The sequence below is a fragment of the Phocaeicola sp. GP0067 genome, assembly GCF_031119655.1.
GTDB lineage: Bacteria > Bacteroidota > Bacteroidia > Bacteroidales > Bacteroidaceae > Phocaeicola > Phocaeicola vulgatus.
In genome coordinates this window covers 115284-135194 of the sequence record NZ_JAVHZY010000002.1, presented here as the reverse complement: position 1 = coordinate 135194, position 19911 = coordinate 115284, and the positions used below count along the sequence as shown (strand labels likewise).

The window sequence follows — 19911 nt, the reverse complement described above, 5'->3', positions numbered from 1 at the left end:
ATCTTATTTTTTCTCTACCTTTGTACGCTAATTGTCTTTTAAATATAAATGGAAACTCCGAAAACAGCATTACTTGGCAGGACATTGGATGAGATTCAACAGATTGTGAGGAATCTGGGAATGCCTAAATTTGCCGCAAAGCAGATTACGTCTTGGTTGTATGATAAAAAGGTGGAAACGATAGACGAAATGACCAATTTGTCATTAAAGCATCGCGAAGCATTGAAAGAAGGGTATGAGGTGGGAGCATCTGCTCCGGTGGAAGAAATGCGTTCGGTAGACGGTACGGTGAAATATCTTTTCCGTACACCGGCTCATAATTTTATTGAAGCGGTTTATATACCCGATGAGGACCGGGCTACTCTTTGCGTTTCCTCGCAAGTGGGATGCAAGATGAATTGTAAGTTCTGTATGACCGGGAAGCAAGGTTTTACAGCTAATCTGAGTGCCCATCAAATATTAAACCAGATCTATTCTATTCCTGAAAGGGAAAAGCTGACTAATCTTGTTTTCATGGGTATGGGAGAGCCTTTCGACAATCTGGATGAGGTGTTGAAAGTGCTTGAGATTCTGACTTCAGAATATGGTTACGGTTGGAGCCCGAAACGCATCACTGTTTCTTCTGTGGGTTTAAAGAAAGGACTGGAGCGCTTTCTGAATGAAAGTGATTGTCATCTGGCTATCAGTATGCATACTCCGATTCCTTCGCAACGAAGGGATTTAATGCCTGCCGAGAAAGCTTTTTCCATTACGGAAATTATTGATATATTGCATAATTATGATTTTAGCAAACAGCGGCGTCTGTCTTTTGAGTATATCGTATTCAAAGGGGTGAACGATTCACTTATTTACGCTAAAGAGATTGTGAAACTTTTGCGCGGCATTGAATGTCGTGTCAATTTGATCCGGTTTCATGCCATTCCTAATGTGGATTTGGAAGGGGTAGATATGGAAACAATGGTTGCCTTCCGTGATTACTTGACGCAGCATGGCGTATTTGCTACGATCCGTGCTTCAAGAGGAGAAGATATTTTTGCTGCTTGTGGAATGTTGTCAACGGCTAAACAACAGAAGGAGAAAGGTGTTACATTACAGTAAATAACAACAATAATACCATATAATTATGAAACGAATAGCATTTTATTTAAGTTTGGTGCTGGTGGTTCTGGTACTGGCTTCTTGTAAGAAGGGACAAAAGAACTTGTTTACCCCCACGTCCAGCGGTAGGCCTTACGAAGTATTGGTCGTAGTAAATAAACCTGTATGGGATCGTCCTGCAGGACGTGCATTGTTTGATGTATTGGATACCAATGTGCCCGGACTGCCCCAGGCGGAACGTTCGTTTCGTATATCAAATGTGGACCCTCAGCATTTTGACCGTGTGCTGAAAATATTCCGTAATATCATCATTGTGGATATTCAAGATATTTATACTCAGCCCAAACTCAAGTTTTCCCGTGATGTTTATGCGTCTCCGCAGATGATTATGACAATTCAGGCTCCTAATGAAGACGAATTTGAGGAATTTGTAGCAAAGAACAGTAAAGTGATTATAGATTTCTTTGTGAAAGCTGAGATGAATCGTCAGATAACTTTGTTGAAACAAAAACATAGCGATGTGATTTCCACTAAGGTAGGAAGTATTTTTGATTGTGATATCTGGGTGCCGGTAGAACTGGCTAACTATAAAGAAGGCAAAGATTTTTTGTGGGCTTCTACTAATCGTGCTACAGCGGATATGAATTTTGTAATGTACTCTTATCCTTATACGGACAAGGATACCTTTACTAAAGATTATTTCATTCATAAACGTGATTCTGTAATGAAAGCAAATATTCCGGGTGAACGCGAAGGAATGTATATGGCAACAGACTCTATGTTTGTAGATGTGGAAGATATTGTTGTAAAAGGAGAGTATGCGCAAGAAGCCCGCGGATTATGGGAAATGGAAGGTGACATGATGGGAGGTCCGTTTGTGTCTCATGCACGGGTGGATCGTGCTAACGGCCGTGTCGTTGTGGTTGAGGCCTTTATCTATTCACCGGATAAATTGAAACGTAATCTGATGCGTCAGATGGAAGCTTCACTTTATACATTGAGATTGCCCAATGAAAGCTTGATTGACGAAATTGTAATTAGTGGTAATATTCCGGAAGAAAAAATAGATACAACAAGCCGGGTAAAGTAAGAAGAGACATATAATATATAATATAGATGGAAGATAACTACAAGATACGAGTTGGTATTACTCATGGGGATATCAACGGAGTAGGATATGAAGTAATTCTCAAAACTTTTTCGGATCCTACCATGCTGGAACTTTGTACACCCATTATTTATGGATCGCCTAAAGTGGCTGCTTATCATCGTAAAGCAATGGATATTCAAACAAATTTCAGTATTGTCAATTCTGCAGATGATGCTCAGCCGGATAAACTGAGCATCGTGAATTGTACGGAAGACGAATTGAAGGTGGAGCTCTCCAAACCGACACCGGAGGCTGGTAAAGCAGCTTTGGATGCGTTGGAGAGAGCTTTGCAGGATTATCGGGAGGGAATGATTGATGTTTTGGTAACTGCTCCTATCAATAAGCATACCATTCAGTCGGAGAGTTTTCATTTCCCCGGTCATACGGAATATATTGAAGAGCGTGTGGGGGAAGGACAGAAGGCGTTAATGATTTTGCTGAAGAATGATTTCCGGGTAGCTTTGGTGACTGGTCATGTTCCTGTACGCGAGATAGCACAAGATATTACCAAGGAACTTATTATGGAAAAATTGGCTGTTTTCCATCGTTCTTTAAAAGAGGATTTTGGCATCGACAGTCCGCGTATAGCTGTGTTTTCATTAAATCCTCATGCGGGTGATGAGGGATTGATTGGTACGGAAGAGAGTGATATTATAATTCCGGCAATGAAGGAAATGGTTGCCAAAGGCATTCAGTGTTTCGGACCTTATCCGGCCGATGGCTTTATGGGATCTGGCAACTATACTCATTTTGATGGAATTCTAGCTATGTATCATGATCAGGGATTGGCTCCTTTCAAAGCTTTGGCAATGGATGAAGGAGTGAATTACACTGCGGGACTTCCCATTGTACGTACTTCTCCGGCACATGGTACTGCGTATGATATTGCCGGGCAAGGGGTTGCCTTGGAAGATTCTTTTCGCCAGGCTATTTATGTGGCTATGGATGTTTTCCGTAACCGTGTTGTCGAGAAAGAGATTCATGCACATCCGCTGCGTAAACAATATTATGAAAAACGGGATGATAGCGATAAATTGAAATTGGACACCATTGATGATGAAGATTAATGGACGATCGGTTTAAAATATAATTTCAAGAAAAAGTAGAAATGAAATTTGCAATTATATCAGCGGGTGAAGGTTCCCGGCTTTCGCAAGAAGGGGTTGCTTTGCCCAAACCTTTGGTGCAACTGAACGGAGTTGCCATGATTGATCGCTTGATACAGATTTTTGTACGTAACGGAGCTGATAAGGTGGTTGTCATTATTAATAATGAAAGTCCATTGACAAAAGAGCATTTGGCAAAACTACAGGCAGAAGCAGAGATCCCATTGGAAGTAGTTGTGAAAACTACCCCCAGTTCCATGCACAGTTTTTATGAACTGAGCCCTTATTTGCAGGATGATAAATTCTGCTTGACTACTGTGGATACTATATTCCGTGAAGAAGAGTTTTCGACTTTTATTGAAACGTTCAAACAATCGGAAACAGATGGGTATATGGCGGTAACGGATTTTATAGATGATGAAAAACCGCTTTATATATCTACGGACAGTGCTTTGGATATAACAGGTTTCCATGATGAGGCGACTCCCGAATGCCGTTATATATCTGGAGGCATTTATTGTCTGACCCCGGCAGCCGTTAAGACGTTGCATGGGTGTATGGAGAAAGGTATGTCACGTATGCGTAACTTTCAACGACAGTTGGTAGCCGACGGCTTGAAATTAAAGGCTTATCCTTTTACAAAAATTTTGGATGTAGATCATGCTGGTGATATCGTGAAAGCTGAAAATTTTCTAGCCGGTAAAGAGGAGTAACTTAAACACAACAGAAGGAATGGATGTAATTTCAATAATAGGGGTAAGCCGTGGAAATGAATATTCCCCCAATCATGTAGACAATGATGCCGCCATATTTTATAAGGTGACGGAGGAATTGCGGCGGTTGGGCTGTGAGGTGAAAGTTTATGCGGAGAAAGATTTCGTGGAACAGGGTGTCAAGGGAGATATTATTTTTGATATGGCCCGTGATAAGGTAACGATAGCTCGTTTGAGGTCTTTGGAGGATGAAGGTGCATTGGTGATAAACTCTGCCTACGGTATAGATAATTGTGTGCGTAAGCCAATGACAGAATTACTTATAAAGAACGGGGTTCCTCATCCGCAAAGTTTTATAATTTCTACGGCAGATGAGTATTTGGAAAATTGTTATCCTTGTTGGGTGAAACGAGGTGACTCTCACGCTATGGTGAAAGAAGATGTTGCCTACGCCACCTGTAAGGAAGAGGTAGAAAATATATTGGCTGATTTCCGTAAACGCGGTATTCCTGTTGCAGTCATAAACGAACATTTGCAAGGTGACTTGGTAAAATTCTACGGAGTGCATGGAACCGATTTTTTTTATTGGTTTTATCCCTCTCCTTGTTCGCACAGCAAGTTTGGCCTGGAGAAAATAAATGGGATAGCTAAAGGAATTCCTTTTAGCGTAGAGGAATTGAAAATACAAAGTGATAAAGCTGCCGAGGCGCTGAATGTGCCCATTTACGGAGGTGATTGTGTGATTTCAGCTGATGGCACACTGCGAATAATCGATTTTAACGACTGGCCCAGCTTTGCCCGTTGCCGTGAGGAAGCGGGAGGTAAAATTGCAGAGTGCATTTATAAACGGGCTAAAAAGCAAATGAAATAAAAAAGACATGAGTACAGAAAGTGAGAAGAAAGGAATAGAGGCTTCTTTCAAATCCATGGACACAGAGGAGTTCCTGGATATTTATTTCAACCGTCCCATAGGTTATGCATGGGCATTATTTTTTAAAAAACTAAAGGTACACCCTAATGTGGTAACCATTTTTTCTATCATTTTAGGTATAGGTGCTGGTGTGATGTTTTATTATCCTGATATGAAACATACTCTTTTGGGTATACTTTTGTTGATGTGGGCGAATCATTATGACAGTGCGGATGGACAATTGGCGCGTTTGACAGGACAGAAAACCCAGTGGGGGCGTATGTTGGATGGATTTGCCGGTGATATTTGGTTCTTTACCATTTATGCGGCAATTTGTCTCAGACTGATGAACCAACCCATGCCGTTTCATATTGGTGACGGCATGCATTGGGGTATTTTTATTTGGATATTGGCTATTGTTTCGGGTACTGTTTGTCATAGCAAACAATGTACATTGGCGGATTATTATCGTAATATTCATTTATACTTTTTAAAAGGGAAAAGCGGAAGCGAATTGGATAATTTCAAACAACAGCGTGAAATCTTCTACAGTCTGCCGTGGAAGGGAAACTTCTGGTGGAAAGCTTTCTTGTATTTCTATGGTAATTATACACGTCAGCAGGAAAGAATGACTCCTAATTTCCAACTGTTTTATGCATTGGTGAAGGAAAAGTATGGAGACAATATTCCACAGGAATTACGGGATGAATTTCGTGCGGCTAGCAAACCTTTGATAAAATATACCAATATCTTGACTTTTAATACACGTGCCATTGCTCTATATATCAGTTTGTTGATTGGCGAACCATGGTTGTATTTTGTGTTCGAGGTTGTTGTGATGACCTCTTTGTTTGTATATATGCGTCATTGCCATGAGGCGATTTGCGCACGATTGTATCATAAATACATAACGAAGTGAAAAGTAAGTATAGAAATATATTCCTGATGTTTGGAATTGCAGCCATCGTAGTGATGCTTTGTTCTTTTGATATGGAGTATGATGAACTACTGGCTAATTTGCGCCGGGCGGGAATGTGGTTGCCGGCTGTGGTAGGGTTATGGATTATTATTTATCTGTTCAATACCCTTTCTTGGTATATTATCATCCGGGATGGAAAAAAGGGAACACCTATTCCATTTTGGAAAGTTTATAAACTGACAGTTTCCGGATTTGCACTGAATTATGCCACCCCGGTGGGATTGATGGGAGGAGAGCCTTACCGCATTATGGAGCTGACTCCTTATGTTGGGGCCAGTAAGGCAACTTCATCAGTAATTCTTTATGTGATGATGCATATTTTCTCGCATTTTTGTTTTTGGTTTTTTTCTATCTTTTTGTATCTGGCTCTACGTCCGGTAGATATTGCCATGGGAACTATATTGGCTGTTGTGGGGGCGGTTTCTCTTTTAGCCATTTATTTTTTTATGAAAGGTTACAAGAATGGTATGGCTGTCCGTACTTTAAAATTGCTTCAGCATATTCCTTTTGTCAAAGAATGGGCTAAACGTTTTTCGGAAAATAAACGCGAGGCTTTGGAACGTGTGGACAGTCAGATAGCTGAACTGCATAAACAGCGTAGATCTACGTTTTATGCCTCGTTAAGTCTGGAATTCATGGCTCGGATTATAGGATGTCTGGAAGTGTATTTCATATTGAATATTCTGACAACGGATGTCAGTTTTCCAGCTTGTATTTTAATCATGGCATTTACTTCTTTGTTTGCCAATTTGTTCTTTTTCTCGCCTATGCAATTGGGCGCACGTGAAGGAGGCTTTGCTTTGGCGGTAGGAGGATTGGCTATTCCGGGAGCTTTTGGGGTTTATACCGGATTGATAACCCGTGTACGTGAATTGATTTGGATTGTAATTGGTGTGTTGTTGATGAAAGTCGGCAATGGTACACCTGCTAATAAGTAAGATAATGGATACATTGAAAAATATTCAGGGAGTTATATTTGATTATGGCGGTACGATAGATACGAACAGCTGTCATTGGGCGGAAGTGTTGTGGACTAAGTATATGGAACATCAGGTGCCGGTGGATAAGGAAAGTTTCCGTGAGGCATACGTTTTTGGAGAAAGGGCGTTGGCTAAATATCCTTTTGTCCAGCCTTGGCATAATTTTCATGATGTGCTTTCTATCAAGACTAAACTTCAGGTGGAATGGTTGGCGGAACAGAGAAAGTTGCCTATGGATGAGTTGCAACTGCAATCTTATGCAGTGAAAGTGGCAGACAGCTGTTATGGCTATGTGTTGGATATATTGCAGGTTACACGCCCGGTAGTGAAGGAGTTGGCTAAGAGGTATAGGTTGGTGTTGGTTTCTAATTTTTATGGCAATATACAGACTATTTTAAAGGATTTCGGACTTTTGGATTTCTTTGATGAGATAATTGAATCCTCTGTAGTGGGTGTTCGTAAGCCGGATCCTGCTATCTATAGACTTGGAGTAGATGCTATGGGATTTGCGGCAGAGAATGTGCTGGTGGTCGGAGATTCTTTCTCAAAAGATGTTGTTCCGGCCAAAGCTGTAGGTTGTCGCGTTGCCTGGTTGAAAGGAGAAGGTTGGGGAGGAGAAGTTATAGACGAATCTGTTCCTGATGTAATTATTACGGACTTGGCTCAATTGCTTGCATTATTGTAATAGGATATGGAAATACAAAGACACGCATTGGTGAAAAGGGACTATTTAGTTCCTTTTGTTTTAGTAACCTCTTTGTTCTTTTTATGGGGATTCGCACATGCTATTCTTGATGTATTGAACAAACATTTTCAAGAGGTGATGGATATTACCCGTACTCATTCGGCAATGGTACAGGTGATGTTTTATCTAGGCTATTTCATAATGGCTATTCCGGCAGGATTGTTTATAACCAAATATGGATATCGTAAGGGAGTTGTTTTCGGATTGTTGCTTTATGGAATCGGGTCCTTGATGTTTATTCCCGGCGAGTATTGGATGTCATTTGAATTTTTCCTGTTCTCTTTGTTTGTCATTGCTTGCGGTTTGGTCTTTTTGGAAACAGCTGCAAATCCTTATATGACAGAACTGGGGGATAGGGAAACAGCTGCCAGTCGGTTGAACCTGGCCCAGTCTTTTAATGGGCTAGGATGTATTTGTGGTCCTTTAGTAGGAGGACTGTTATTGTTCTCGGGGAAGGGAGAAGCAAATATCTCGTATCCTTATATGTTGATGGGAGTGGTTGTACTGGCAGTGGGATTTATTTTTTCCCGTATCAAACTTCCGGAGATTGTTCATGTTGACGATTTGGCTGACGGAGAAACGGTTAAGAGAAGTTTATGGTCGCATAAATTATTCTTATTCGGAATAGTGGCACTATTCAGTTATGAGATAGCGGAGATTTCTATTAATAGTTTTTTTATCAATTATGTGGTGGATGACGGGTGGATGAATGCTCGGGATGCGGCGGTAGTACTTTCTTTCGGTGGACTTGGATTGTTTATGTGCGGACGTTTTGCCGGTAGTTGGATCATGCAGCGAATCCGTGCGGAGAGAGTTCTGCTATGCTGTGCTTTGGGGACGGTAATGGCTACTTTTCTTATCGTTTGTAATTTAGGAAAGATTTCATTAATAGCCTTGTTTTTGGTATACGTGTTCGAAGCCATCATGTTTCCCACTATTTTTGCCATATCTTTGAAGGGATTGGGTGGAAAGACCAAACGGGCTTCTTCCTTCCTTATGATGTCTCCCGTAGGAGGGGCTGTTGGTCCTGTGCTGATGGGTTATGTGGCAGATAATAGTACCATGTCCTTATCATTCATCATACCATTTGTTTCTTTTTGTATTGTGTTATTCTATTCGTGGTATGCTGACGTGGAAAGAAACTGAAATGAATAATCCCGATACAGTTGTTAGGCTTTATCGGGATTGTCCATTTCTTCTTAAATTTTTTCAGCTTTTAAAGAACTGGTTCGGATGATATTCCATACATCCTCTTCGGTTTTGCTGAAAGGACCGGATGCCTCTAGTTTCAGTGTCGACATAGCTGCTGCAAAACAACCGGCTTCTTCATAGGAAGCCCCTTTATTACGCATATATAAATATCCGGTAGCATAAGTATCTCCACAGCCAGTGGCATCTACTATGTCTTTAGGAGGATAGGCAGGGATTTTATGAAATGTACCTTCCGCATAAATTATAGACCCTAAGCTTCCCAATGTAATCAATACCTCTTTTACTCCCCATTCTGCAAGTTGTAGGGCAGCTTGTTTTATGTCTGTCTGACCGGTAAGCACTTCCATTTCATGTTCATTTACCTTTAGAATGTCAATATATTTTAGTGCTTCTACTTTGTCTGTCCAATCTATCGGATAAACTTTTTCCCCTCGGACTTCACGTAAGTACCCTTGTGCATCTACAGCTAATATACCTTTGGTAGAAAGATATTTCACAACGTCCAAAGAGAAATCATCTGCTAAAAGACTTCCCAAATGAAAAATATGAGCATTTATGTTCTCTAGTTGTTCTACGGTGAAGGGATCGGCTTTAGCCAATACCCGCTGGCTGCGGTTGTCTTGATTCTCACCGTATGTATTCTCAAAATACACTGTCCGGTGACTAGGAATAACAGTAACTTTGATGCCTTTAGCACGAATATCTTCAACAGCTTTAAATTCACTTGGAGCTAGTGCCGTGACCAGCTGATAATGCTTTGTATCCTTTAAGTGACTGATTCCGTGTGAGAAATAATAAGAAGTCCCGCCGGGCATATAAGTCGTTTTTCTGGGTGTTACTATTTTATCTAATGTAATGTGACCTATGCAACAAATATCATTCATACCTATTTATATTAAACGGTCGCAAAGCTACAAAAAAAACTAGAAAAAGCATGGAAGTTTTCAAAAGAAGGTGTAACTTTGGCACAAATTATCTTAATCTCTGCTATGAGATGCAATTTTAACAAAGAAATTAGAATGGAAAAAATGAATGTGAAACCGGCAACCGGTAAATTAGGCGTTCTTTGTGTTGGATTGGGCGCTGTTACTTCAACTTTTATGACAGGTGTGCTGATGGCTCGTAAGGGATTGGCAAAACCTGTCGGATCTATGACTCAATATGATAAAATGCGTGTTGGCCGTGGAGAGAATAAAAAGTATTTGCATTATGGTGAAATTGTTCCATTGGCAAACTTAAATGACATTGTGTTTGGTGCATGGGATGTTTATCCGGCTAATGCTTACGAATCAGCAGTCAATGCTGAGGTTTTAAAAGAGAAAGATATTAATCCTGTAAAGGATGAATTGGAGAAAATAGTTCCAATGAAAGCTGCTTTCGACCACAACTATGCTAGTCGTCTGGATGGTGATAATGTGAAAGATTGCAAGAATCGTTGGGATATGATGGAACAGTTGCGTGAAGATATCCGCAATTTTAAAGTGGCTAACAATTGTGACCGTATTGTCGTTCTTTGGGCTGCTTCTACAGAGATTTATGTTCCTGTTGATGAAAAAATACACGGAACATTGGCGGCATTGGAACAGGCTATGAAAGATGATGATAAGGCTCATATCGCTCCGTCTATGTGCTATGCTTATGCTGCACTGTCGGAAGGATGTCCTTTCATTATGGGAGCACCTAATACAACTGTTGATATTCCTGCTATGTGGGAGTTGGCTGAAAAGACTAAAATGCCTATTGCCGGCAAGGATTTCAAGACGGGTCAAACGTTGGTTAAATCAGGTTTCGCACCGATTATTGGAACCCGTTGTTTAGGCTTGGACGGTTGGTTCTCTACAAACATTTTAGGTAATCGTGATGGTTTGGTGTTAGATGAGCCGGCTAACTTCCACACGAAGGAGGTCAGCAAATTATCTACACTGGAATCTATTCTTGTTCCGGAAGATCAGCCGGACTTGTATACAGACTACTATCATAAAGTACGTATCAATTACTATCCGCCTCGTAATGATAATAAAGAAGGTTGGGATAATATTGATATCTTCGGATGGATGGGGTATCCAATGCAGATTAAGATTAATTTCCTTTGCCGTGATTCAATTCTTGCTGCTCCTCTGTGCTTGGACCTTGTATTGTTGAGTGACCTGGCTGCACGTGCAGGACGTTTTGGTATCCAACGTTTCTTGAGTTTCTTCTTGAAGAGTCCGATGCATGATTATACTGAAAACGAAATTCCTGTCAATCACCTCTTCCAGCAGTATGCTATTTTGAAAAATGCCATTCGTGAAATGGGTGGTTATGAGGCCGATCAAGAAATCGACTAATTTATAACAGGATTTTTTATTCGGGCGTGGATTGCGCGGGTTTTCACGGTTTTTCTTTTAAAGACCGTATCTATCCGTGAAATCCACGTCTTATTTTTTATTTTTCTGCCATAATTTCTTGTTGTCTGCCTGAGAATTTGTAATTTTGTCATATAATAGAGTGAATATGGTTAGGTCAGAAATACAAAATGTAAAGCTCAGATTTGGTATTATTGGTAATGCCGAAGGGTTGAACCGTGCCATAGACGTGGCTATCCAGGTGGCACCCACTGATTTGTCAGTGTTGATCACCGGTGAAAGTGGGGTGGGAAAGGAAAATTTCCCACAGATTATTCATCAGTTCAGTCGCCGTAAACATGGACAGTATATAGCGGTGAACTGTGGGGCTATTCCTGAAGGTACTATAGATTCAGAGCTTTTCGGACATGAAAAAGGTGCTTTTACGGGCGCTATCAGTGACCGTAATGGCTATTTTGCCGAAGCCAATGGTGGAACCATTTTTCTGGATGAAGTAGGAGAGTTGCCTCTTGCTACTCAGGCACGTCTGTTACGTGTACTTGAAAGTGGTGAATTCATTAAGGTAGGTTCATCTAAAGTGCAGAAAACGGATGTGCGTATTGTTGCCGCTACCAATGTGAATCTGACGGAAGCCATTGCTGAAGGTCGTTTTCGTGAGGATTTGTATTATCGTTTGAACACTGTACCTATTAAAATACCTCCTTTGCGTGAGCGTGGAGATGATATAACTTTACTTTTCCGTAAATTTGCATCAGATTTTGCTGAGAAATATCGTATGCCGGCTATCCAGTTGACAGAAGATGCGAAAGTTTTGTTGCTGGCTTATTCGTGGCCCGGTAATGTGCGCCAGTTGAAAAACATCACTGAACAGATATCTATTATTGAAACTAACCGGGATATAACGGCAGAGATTTTGAGAAATTATTTACCGGAACAACATGTGAATTCTGGTTTGCCTGCTTTGTTTGGAGTGAAAGCAAATACAGGGAAGGCTTTTGAAAGTGAGCGTGAGATTTTGTATCAGGTGTTGTTTGATATGCGGCGTGATGTGACTGACTTGAAGAAGTTAGTCAATACACTGATGGCGGAACGTGGCGCGCAATCTGTTCCGACGGCACCAGCTACTACGGCAGTTTCTTATTATCAGGAACCGCAACGGAATTTAGTTGCTACAGTGGTGCCTGCTACGCCTACCATAATTTCTGCCGCCAAACCGGCTCATCCTGTAGTAGATGATATTCAGGATACGGAGGAGGTTGTAGAAGAAGCCACTTTGTCATTGGACGAAGTGGAGAAGGAAATGATACGTAAGGCGCTCGACCGTCATCATGGAAAGCGTAAGAATGCAGCAAAAGATTTGAATATTTCAGAACGAACACTTTATAGAAAAATAAAAGAATATGGTTTGGATTAAACAATTGAAAGTAGTTGGTGTGTTGATGGTACTGGCGGGGATCGTAACTGCTTGTTCTATTTCATATAAATTTAACGGATCGTCTATAGATTATACAAAGGTAAAGACTATTTCGTTTGAGAATTTCCCAAACCGTTCAGCTGGCTTTGTTTGGGGACCGATGGAGAATATGTTCAATACGGCATTACAGGATATTTATATGCAACAAACTCGTTTAAAGCAAGTCAAGCGCAGTGGTGACCTGCAATTGTCTGGTGAGATAACGAATTATGAGGCATTTAATAAAGGAATTGGATCCGATGGCTATTCTAGTATGGTAGAATTGCGTATGACGGTGAGAGTGAATTTTGTCAATAGTTCCAATCCTACGGAAAATATGAACGGACAGCAATTTTCGGCTAGTCGTGAATATAATTCCAATCAGCAGTTAAGTGCTGTGCAGGATGAGTTGGTAAACCAAATGATTAAAGAAATTGTAGAGCAAATATTCAATGCTACAGTGGCAAACTGGTAGTGAGTGATTTTCCGTCATGATACAACAACAATTATATGAATGGATAACGCATCCTGAACGATTGAATCGGGATACTTTGTACGAGTTGCGGACGCTGCTTGCGCGTTATCCATATTTTCAGACGGTGAGACTGCTTTATCTGAAGAATCTGTTTTTATTGCATGACATAACATTTGGTGAGGAACTACGTAAGGCTGCATTGTATGTAGCTGACCGCAAGATTCTTTTTTATCTGATAGAGGGGGAGCGTTTTACTGTATCTTCCTTTGAAAAACAAGACCTACCTAAGGAAGAGGCTGGTTTGGATCGTACTCTTTCATTGATCGATACTTTTCTCTCTTCTTTGCCTGAAGAGCCCGTTGTTATGGAATTACCAATGGATGTAACAACAGATTATACTTCTTTTTTATTGCATGAGGAAGAACATGTGTCTGATGATATACCTCAGATGAAAGGACAGAATTTGATAGACAACTTCATTGAAAAGTCGGCAGAGGAACCTTTGTTACCTCAATTAGGAATAAAAGAGGCGGCACCGGTGAAGAATAAAGTTTCTGAAGAAGAGGAGTCGGAAGATAATGAAGAGGATATGGAGGATGAAAGCTATTTCACTGAAACATTGGCTAAAATATACGTTAAACAGCAAAGATATTCTAAGGCTCTTGAAATTATTAAAAAATTAAATTTGAAATATCCAAAAAAAAACGCTTACTTTGCAGACCAAATAAGATTTTTGGAGAAATTGATTATTAACACTAAATCAAAATAAAGAAAATGTATTTATTACTTATTGGATTAATTGTGCTTGCAGCTCTTTTGATGTGCTTTGTCGTACTGATTCAGAACTCAAAAGGTGGAGGCTTGGCTTCTAGTTTTGCTTCTTCAAATCAAATAATGGGTGTTCGCAAGACTACAGATTTTATTGAGAAATTAACATGGGGGTTAGCTGCTTTTATGGTGGCATGTAGTGTGCTTACTGCTTATTTTGTTCCTGCCGCTCATACAGATTCTTCTGTAATCATGGAAGAGGCAGTGAAAGAAGGAGCTACTAATCCGCTGAATGCACCTTCAGGTTTCGCTGCTCCGCAAACAAATGACGCTGCAACAGAAACTCCTGCTCCCAGTGATTCGGCACAGTAATTATAGAGAAAACATTTTCCTTAATTAATAAGGATAAGCGTCCTGTTTCGTTTACGAAAATAGGACGCTTTTTTGTTTTAAGTTTTTTTGCTTTGATAAGTATGCTTTTGTACTTACTTTTGTTCTGGAATGTTTTTAATCTACAAATAATAAAAGAATCATGTTGAAATTCATATCATGGAATGTAAATGGCTTGCGAGCCTGTTATGATAAAGGTTTTGTTGATGTTTTCCATCGTTTAGAAGCAGACTTTTTCTGCCTGCAGGAAACAAAGATGCAGGAAGGGCAACTGGATGCCAAGTTTGAAGGTTATCACTCCTATTGGAATTATGCTGAAAAGAAAGGGTATTCAGGCACAGCTATCTTTTCTAAAGTCAAACCGTTATCTGTGACATACGGTTTAGGCATAGAAGAGCATGATCACGAAGGACGGGTAATCACTCTTGAATTGGAATCGTTTTATTTGATTACTGTGTATACTCCCAATTCGCAGGAAGAATTGCGACGGTTGGATTATAGAATGAAATGGGAAGATGATTTCCGTGCCTATCTGAAAAAACTGGAAGAAAAGAAACCTGTCATTGTGTGTGGTGACCTGAACGTGGCGCATAAGGAAATAGACTTGAAGAATCCTAAGACAAACCGTAAAAATGCAGGTTTCACTGATGAGGAACGTGCCAAGTTTACCACTTTGCTTGAGTCCGGTTTTACGGATACGTTCCGCTATTTTTATCCAGAGCAGGAAGGAATCTATTCATGGTGGTCTTATCGTTTTAAAGCCCGTGAAAAGAATTCAGGTTGGCGTATTGATTATTTTCTCACTTCCGATTCACTGAAAGATAGGTTGAAAGGTGCACATATTTATACGGATATCTTTGGCTCAGATCATTGTCCGGTAGAATTGACAATAGAACTCTAAGAAACACTCTGAAAAAGCTTTTGTTTCAACACGAATCTCAGATTATCTATAATTAAAAGATAATCTGAGGTTTGTGTCGTTGAAAGACTCTCTCTGTTTTACTTCCGTAAATTATTGATTCTTGTTTATCTTTACTTTGAAAAAATAAACTATAATGAAAAGTACAGATAGAGTTAGGTATAATTATTATTCTATTGATTGTGCTTGCGTGTCAATTGAGTTTATTACAAAAAGCCAGTGTATGGATGGAAAGTGGATTGCGTTCGGCCATTCAGAAGGAAGTTCTTATTTTTATAGTAGAGGATATCTCAAGTATTTGATGGTGGAATACCGTTTGTTCCCTGTTTTTATTATAAAGATTAGAATATGTGTACAGATTGTCAATATCGGAATCTTTGCTAAACTAAAAGATAAGGGATATTTGAACACAGCTCCGGCTGTCTTATAATTGGGAGAGGGAATAATCTGTTTATTATTGTATATACCTTCAAAAATTGTTTGTATTAGGACTTTCGTTTGAAGAAAGAGTTGGTCTGCTAGATGTGTAATTTTGTTCTGTAGACCGTGTGGCGTATAAAATTTGTAGAAAAATGGGGTTAAGATAAGGAAGTAAAGAGGTATTTGTGGCGCAAATTTCCCGTTTGGATGATTGCGCCATGAATAATATGGTTTACATAGCTACTTCAATAGCCAGTATCTGTGTTTCGGAAGTGGCTTCGATAGTGACACTTTCAATGTCCCATATACCGATACCGTCACGGCGTGAAAGGTTTTCGCCTGCTACATTAATCTCTCCTTCTATAACAAAAATGTAAACGCCTGTGCGAGGTTTGTGCATACGGTATATTACACTATGTCCGGCATCAAATGTACCTATTGAAAACCAGGTATCCTGCAACAGATGTGCCGGTGTGTTTCCGGAAGGAGAAATGAAAGTTGCCAGTTCGTTACGTTTCAATAACGGGCGGATATTATAATTATGGTACTCAGGTTTGGTTTCCTCTACATTAGGGATCACCCAGATTTGCAGGAATTTCAGATCTTCGGTTTTACTGGCATTGTATTCACTGTGATAGATACCTGTTCCTGTACTCATTACTTGAATTTCTCCGGGGGTGATGGTACTTTCATTTTGTACATTATCTCCGTGTCTTAAATATCCTTGTAAAGGAATGGATACTACTTCCATATTTTTATGCGGGTGCATGCCGAAACCTTCTCCGGGAGCCACTGTATCGTCATTCAATACGCGCAAAGCACCGAAGTGTATACGTCTGGGATTATAATAATCTGCGAAGCTGAATGTGTGGTAAGTTTTTAGCCATCCATGATTAAAATAACCTCTCGTGTTGGCTTTGTCAATAATCGTCTTCATAACTTAATGTCTTTTCTATTGGAATGTTGTTATTGATATAACAAATTAGAAGTTGAAAAGTTTGGAACATTGTTGAGTAATGAAAAAAACGGGGCGGTGTAAAATAAAAGAAGAGATGATCAAATCATCTCTTCTATAGAGCGGAAGACGGGGCTCAAACCCGCGACCCTCAGCTTGGAAGGCTAATGCTCTATCAACTGAGCTACTTCCGCAATTTTTTGTGGGCAAAGATGGATTCGAACCACCGAAGTCGAAAGACAGCAGATTTACAGTCTGCCCCATTTGGCCACTCTGGTATTTGCCCATTCGCTTTTAAGAGTCTATCTCAATTCTCTCATTGAGTAGGTTTGTTTCTCAATTGCGATGCAAAGGTACGGCTTTTTTTTGAATATGCAAATTATACAAGAACTTTTTTTCAAAAAATCTGCGTTTTTTGCAATTTCTCTTTAAAATCGAGCATTTTGATGGCAGTTATTGCACATTCATCCCCTTTATTTCCTAATCTCCCACCGGCACGGTCTTCTGCTTGTTGCATAGTATTGGTAGTAATCAAACCATAGATTACAGGAATATCTCCTTCGGCATTCAGTTGGGCAATACCTTGAGTGGTACCGGCACATACATAATCAAAGTGCGGAGTATCGCCACGAACTACGCAGCCTATTGCAATCACTGCATCTACTTTTCCACTTTTTATCATTTGTGCAGAACCGAAAGTCAGTTCAAAACTGCCGGGTACTGTTTGTACTAAAATATTTTTATCTTTTGCGCCATGTTTCTTCAAGGTACTTATGGCTCCTTCCAATAGGGGGCCGGTAATGTTATTGTTCCATTCGGATACTACGATACCGAAACGCATATTTTCTGCATTAGGAACTGAATTGAAATCGTAATCAGATAAGTTATGATACGCTGTTGCCATTGTTTTTTAGTTTTAGTGGTTTAATAAAAGAAAGAGGTTATCTGTACACAGGTGCAGACAACCTCTTTATATCATTAAGGTATATTCTTTTCTTATTTGATGGATGCACGTTCGATGTACTTATCAATGTCCATTGACTGGTAAGAATTGAAGTATTTTTCTTTCACCAAAGTGTATGCTTTAACAGCTTCACTATTCTTGCCCAACTTTTCGAACAATTGACCAGCTTGGATCAAATAGATAGGACTCAATGCCTGGCTGTCTGCTTTATCCGCTGCTTTCAGCAAAGTTCCTGCAGCTTTGTCCAATTGTCCCATTTCAGCATAACAGTTACCGATAGTTCCCAAAATGGCAGGGCTCACCAGCTGGTCTTTAGCACTGAATTTATCCAGATATTTCACTGCATCTTCATATTTACCCAACTGTGCATAGCAGATACCTGCATAAGCATTGGCCAAATTACCAGCAGCGGTTCCACTGAATTCATCTGCTACTTTCAGAAAACCCTTGTAACCGATACTGTCACCATTCAATGCGGTTTCAAAGTTATCAGCTCCGAAATATTGTTCTCCTTTAAATAAAGCTTCTGATGCTTTTACTTCATTGGGGTCAGAAATAAAATGCTTATATCCCATGAAACCAGCTATGATAATCACTACTGCTGCAATAGTTCCAAGGATTCTTCCTTTGTACTTGATAAGGAATGCTTCTGAGGTACTCAGTGCTTCTTCCATATCTAATGGGTCCTGAGTGTGTTTTTGTTCTGCCATTTTTATATTTACTTTTTTATTATTTTTCGGATATTCTTTTTCGGTCAGCAAAAGTAGTTCATTTCTATGTATTAATGAAATTTACGGGCATATTTTTTTAGTTTTTCCCGTTTTTATCTCTAATTTTGTATCCTCAATTAAATAGAAGTTCTATGATACTGAAACGCATCTCGATATTGAATTATAAAAACCTGGAGCAGGCGGAATTGGAATTCTCGCCGAAGATGAATTGTTTTATCGGACAAAACGGTATGGGGAAGACAAATTTGCTGGATGCGGTTTATTATCTTTCTTTTTGTAAGAGTGCCACTAATCCTATTGATTCGCAAAATATCCGTCATGAAGGAGAATTCTTTGTAATTCAGGGTTTCTATGAAACAGACCAAGGTGAGCCGGAAGAGGTATATTGTGGATTGAAACGTCGTCAGAAAAAGCAATTCAAGCGGAATAAAAAGGAATATAACCGTTTATCGGATCATATTGGCTTTATTCCCCTTGTAATGGTGTCTCCTGCTGATGCGGAGCTGATTGCAGGAGGTAGTGACGGGCGCCGTCGTTTTATGGATGTGGTGATATCGCAATATGATAAGGAATATTTGGATGCGCTGATACGTTATAATAAAGCATTGACGCAGCGTAATGCTTTGTTGAAATCGGAACAGGAATTCGATGAGGAATTAATGCTGGTATGGGAGGAGATGATGGCATCTGCGGGTGAGGTCGTCTTTAAGAAGCGTAGTGAGTTTATTGCTGAGTTTATACCTACTTTCCAGTCTTTTTATTCTTATATCTCTCAAGATAAAGAGAAAGTGAATCTGGCGTATGAATCTCATGCTATGAGTGGGGGATTGCTGGATATTATCAAGGAGAGCCGTCGGCGCGACCGTGTAATGGGATATTCGTTGAAGGGAGTTCATAAAGATGACTTGATTATGCAGTTGGGGGATTTTCCGATAAAGCGGGAGGGGTCACAAGGACAAAACAAAACTTATCTTATCGCCTTGAAATTAGCTCAGTTTGACTTTTTGAAGAAAACGGGCGGCAATACTACTCCTTTATTGTTGTTGGATGATATTTTTGATAAACTGGATGCTTTTCGTGTGGAACAGATTGTAAAACTGGTAGCCGGAGATCGTTTCGGGCAGATTTTCATTACGGATACCAATCGGGATCATTTGGATAAAATATTGAAGAAGATAGAAAGAGAATACAAAGTCTTTGCTGTAGAAGATGGAGAAGTGACAGAAAGAAAGGAAATGGCTGAATGAAACGTAATGATGCGGAACAAATAGGGGAAATGATTCGGAAATTCTTCCGGCAGAATGCTTTGGAGGCGCCACTGAACGAGTATCGTCTGATACAGGCATGGAAAGATGTGGTGGGACCTGCCATTACTAAATATACGAGTAATCTTTATATTAAGAATCAAATTCTTTATGTACATCTCACTTCATCCGTGCTTCGTCAAGAGTTGATGATGGGGCGTGATTTATTGGTGAAAAATCTGAATAAGCAGGTCGGCGCACAAGTGATAGTCAATATTATTTTCCGTTGACAGGATGGTCTTCTGCTGTTTCTTTGGTATCCCCGAAGTTTCCTGCAATACTTCTTGTCAGGTG

Annotated in this window: 22 protein-coding genes and 2 tRNA genes; 18 read left to right on the top strand and 6 right to left on the bottom strand. The window is 39.9% G+C overall.

Translation table 11 applies throughout. The annotated features are described in order from the left end of the window. The first annotated feature begins 48 nt into the window (after positions 1–48). From rlmN to RE317_RS02345, 9 genes are read left to right on the top strand one after another with little or no spacing between them, the layout of a single operon-like run. Positions 49–1098, top strand: coding sequence for a 23S rRNA (adenine(2503)-C(2))-methyltransferase RlmN (rlmN, locus tag RE317_RS02385; RefSeq protein WP_005847329.1), 1050 nt, complete (start codon positions 49–51; stop codon positions 1096–1098). Between the two features lie 25 nt (positions 1099–1123). After that, positions 1124–2188, top strand: a complete 1065-nt coding sequence (locus tag RE317_RS02380) for a DUF4837 family protein (protein WP_005847331.1) — start codon at positions 1124–1126, stop codon at positions 2186–2188. 26 nt (positions 2189–2214) lie between these two features. Further along, a complete protein-coding gene (gene pdxA / locus RE317_RS02375) occupies positions 2215–3315 on the top strand; it encodes a 4-hydroxythreonine-4-phosphate dehydrogenase PdxA (RefSeq protein ID WP_005848175.1) in 1101 nt (366 codons plus the stop codon). 41 nt (positions 3316–3356) lie between these two features. Next, on the top strand, positions 3357–4067 hold the full coding sequence (locus RE317_RS02370; protein WP_005847335.1) for a sugar phosphate nucleotidyltransferase: 711 nt from the start codon (positions 3357–3359) through the stop codon (positions 4065–4067). 19 nt (positions 4068–4086) lie between these two features. Further along, positions 4087–4938, top strand: a complete 852-nt coding sequence (locus tag RE317_RS02365; RefSeq protein ID WP_005847337.1) for a hypothetical protein — start codon at positions 4087–4089, stop codon at positions 4936–4938. 7 nt (positions 4939–4945) lie between these two features. Further along, on the top strand, positions 4946–5896 hold the full coding sequence (locus RE317_RS02360) for a CDP-alcohol phosphatidyltransferase family protein (protein WP_117873610.1): 951 nt from the start codon (positions 4946–4948) through the stop codon (positions 5894–5896). Next, the gene (locus RE317_RS02355) at positions 5893–6894 is read left to right on the top strand and encodes a lysylphosphatidylglycerol synthase transmembrane domain-containing protein (RefSeq protein WP_008782111.1); all 1002 of its coding nucleotides are present in this window, start codon (positions 5893–5895) and stop codon (positions 6892–6894) included. The genes RE317_RS02360 and RE317_RS02355 overlap by 4 nt, the downstream gene beginning before the upstream one ends. Before the next feature lie 4 nt (positions 6895–6898). After that, positions 6899–7621: an HAD family hydrolase gene (locus RE317_RS02350; RefSeq protein ID WP_005848172.1), complete on the top strand. Its 723-nt coding sequence runs from the start codon at positions 6899–6901 to the stop codon at positions 7619–7621. Positions 7622–7627: 6 nt separating this feature from the next. Then, entirely contained in the window at positions 7628–8827 is a 1200-nt protein-coding gene (locus RE317_RS02345) for a sugar MFS transporter (RefSeq protein ID WP_005847347.1), read from the top strand. A gap of 53 nt (positions 8828–8880) precedes the next feature. Here RE317_RS02345 and RE317_RS02340 read toward each other — a convergent pair whose 3' ends face one another. Beyond that, a complete protein-coding gene (locus RE317_RS02340) occupies positions 8881–9777 on the bottom strand; it encodes a PfkB family carbohydrate kinase (protein WP_005848170.1) in 897 nt (298 codons plus the stop codon). A 135-nt stretch (positions 9778–9912) separates the two neighbouring features. Between RE317_RS02340 and RE317_RS02335 the strand changes: the two genes are divergently transcribed. The 7 genes from RE317_RS02335 to RE317_RS02305 all read left to right on the top strand — a co-directional run bounded on the left by RE317_RS02335 (position 9913) and on the right by RE317_RS02305 (position 15673). After that, a complete protein-coding gene (locus tag RE317_RS02335; RefSeq protein WP_005847351.1) occupies positions 9913–11220 on the top strand; it encodes an inositol-3-phosphate synthase in 1308 nt (435 codons plus the stop codon). Positions 11221–11386: 166 nt separating this feature from the next. Further along, complete coding sequence (locus RE317_RS02330; protein ID WP_005847353.1) at positions 11387–12652, top strand: sigma-54-dependent Fis family transcriptional regulator; 1266 nt, start codon at positions 11387–11389, stop codon at positions 12650–12652. Continuing rightward, positions 12639–13166: an LptE family protein gene (locus RE317_RS02325; protein ID WP_005847355.1), complete on the top strand. Its 528-nt coding sequence runs from the start codon at positions 12639–12641 to the stop codon at positions 13164–13166. Before RE317_RS02330 ends, RE317_RS02325 begins: the two co-directional genes overlap by 14 nt. 16 nt (positions 13167–13182) lie before the next feature. Beyond that, complete coding sequence (locus RE317_RS02320) at positions 13183–13935, top strand: hypothetical protein (protein ID WP_005848169.1); 753 nt, start codon at positions 13183–13185, stop codon at positions 13933–13935. Positions 13936–13940: 5 nt separating this feature from the next. Then, complete coding sequence (gene secG / locus RE317_RS02315) at positions 13941–14306, top strand: preprotein translocase subunit SecG (protein WP_005847359.1); 366 nt, start codon at positions 13941–13943, stop codon at positions 14304–14306. 160 nt (positions 14307–14466) lie between these two features. Beyond that, the gene (locus RE317_RS02310; protein ID WP_005847361.1) at positions 14467–15225 is read left to right on the top strand and encodes an exodeoxyribonuclease III; all 759 of its coding nucleotides are present in this window, start codon (positions 14467–14469) and stop codon (positions 15223–15225) included. A gap of 241 nt (positions 15226–15466) precedes the next feature. Then, positions 15467–15673, top strand: a complete 207-nt coding sequence (locus RE317_RS02305) for a hypothetical protein (RefSeq protein ID WP_234945071.1) — start codon at positions 15467–15469, stop codon at positions 15671–15673. Positions 15674–15895: 222 nt separating this feature from the next. Here RE317_RS02305 and RE317_RS02300 read toward each other — a convergent pair whose 3' ends face one another. From RE317_RS02300 to RE317_RS02280, 5 genes are all read right to left on the bottom strand, one after another. Then, complete coding sequence (locus tag RE317_RS02300) at positions 15896–16600, bottom strand: pirin family protein (protein ID WP_005848166.1); 705 nt, start codon at positions 16598–16600, stop codon at positions 15896–15898. Positions 16601–16739: 139 nt separating this feature from the next. After that, positions 16740–16812 (bottom strand) — tRNA-Gly (locus tag RE317_RS02295). Positions 16813–16821: 9 nt separating this feature from the next. Continuing rightward, positions 16822–16904: transfer RNA gene (locus tag RE317_RS02290), tRNA-Tyr, on the bottom strand. Between the two features lie 111 nt (positions 16905–17015). Further along, positions 17016–17522, bottom strand: a complete 507-nt coding sequence (gene ribH, locus RE317_RS02285; protein ID WP_005848165.1) for a 6,7-dimethyl-8-ribityllumazine synthase — start codon at positions 17520–17522, stop codon at positions 17016–17018. A 92-nt stretch (positions 17523–17614) separates the two neighbouring features. Beyond that, the gene (locus RE317_RS02280) at positions 17615–18292 is read right to left on the bottom strand and encodes a tetratricopeptide repeat protein (RefSeq protein ID WP_005848164.1); all 678 of its coding nucleotides are present in this window, start codon (positions 18290–18292) and stop codon (positions 17615–17617) included. A 152-nt stretch (positions 18293–18444) separates the two neighbouring features. On the opposite strand from RE317_RS02280, the gene recF reads away from it, so the two are divergent. Both recF and RE317_RS02270 read left to right on the top strand, forming a co-directional pair. Next, a complete protein-coding gene (gene recF / locus RE317_RS02275; protein WP_005847371.1) occupies positions 18445–19560 on the top strand; it encodes a DNA replication/repair protein RecF in 1116 nt (371 codons plus the stop codon). Next, on the top strand, positions 19557–19847 hold the full coding sequence (locus tag RE317_RS02270; protein WP_005847373.1) for a DUF721 domain-containing protein: 291 nt from the start codon (positions 19557–19559) through the stop codon (positions 19845–19847). The genes recF and RE317_RS02270 overlap by 4 nt, the downstream gene beginning before the upstream one ends. Positions 19848–19911: the final 64 nt, after the last annotated feature.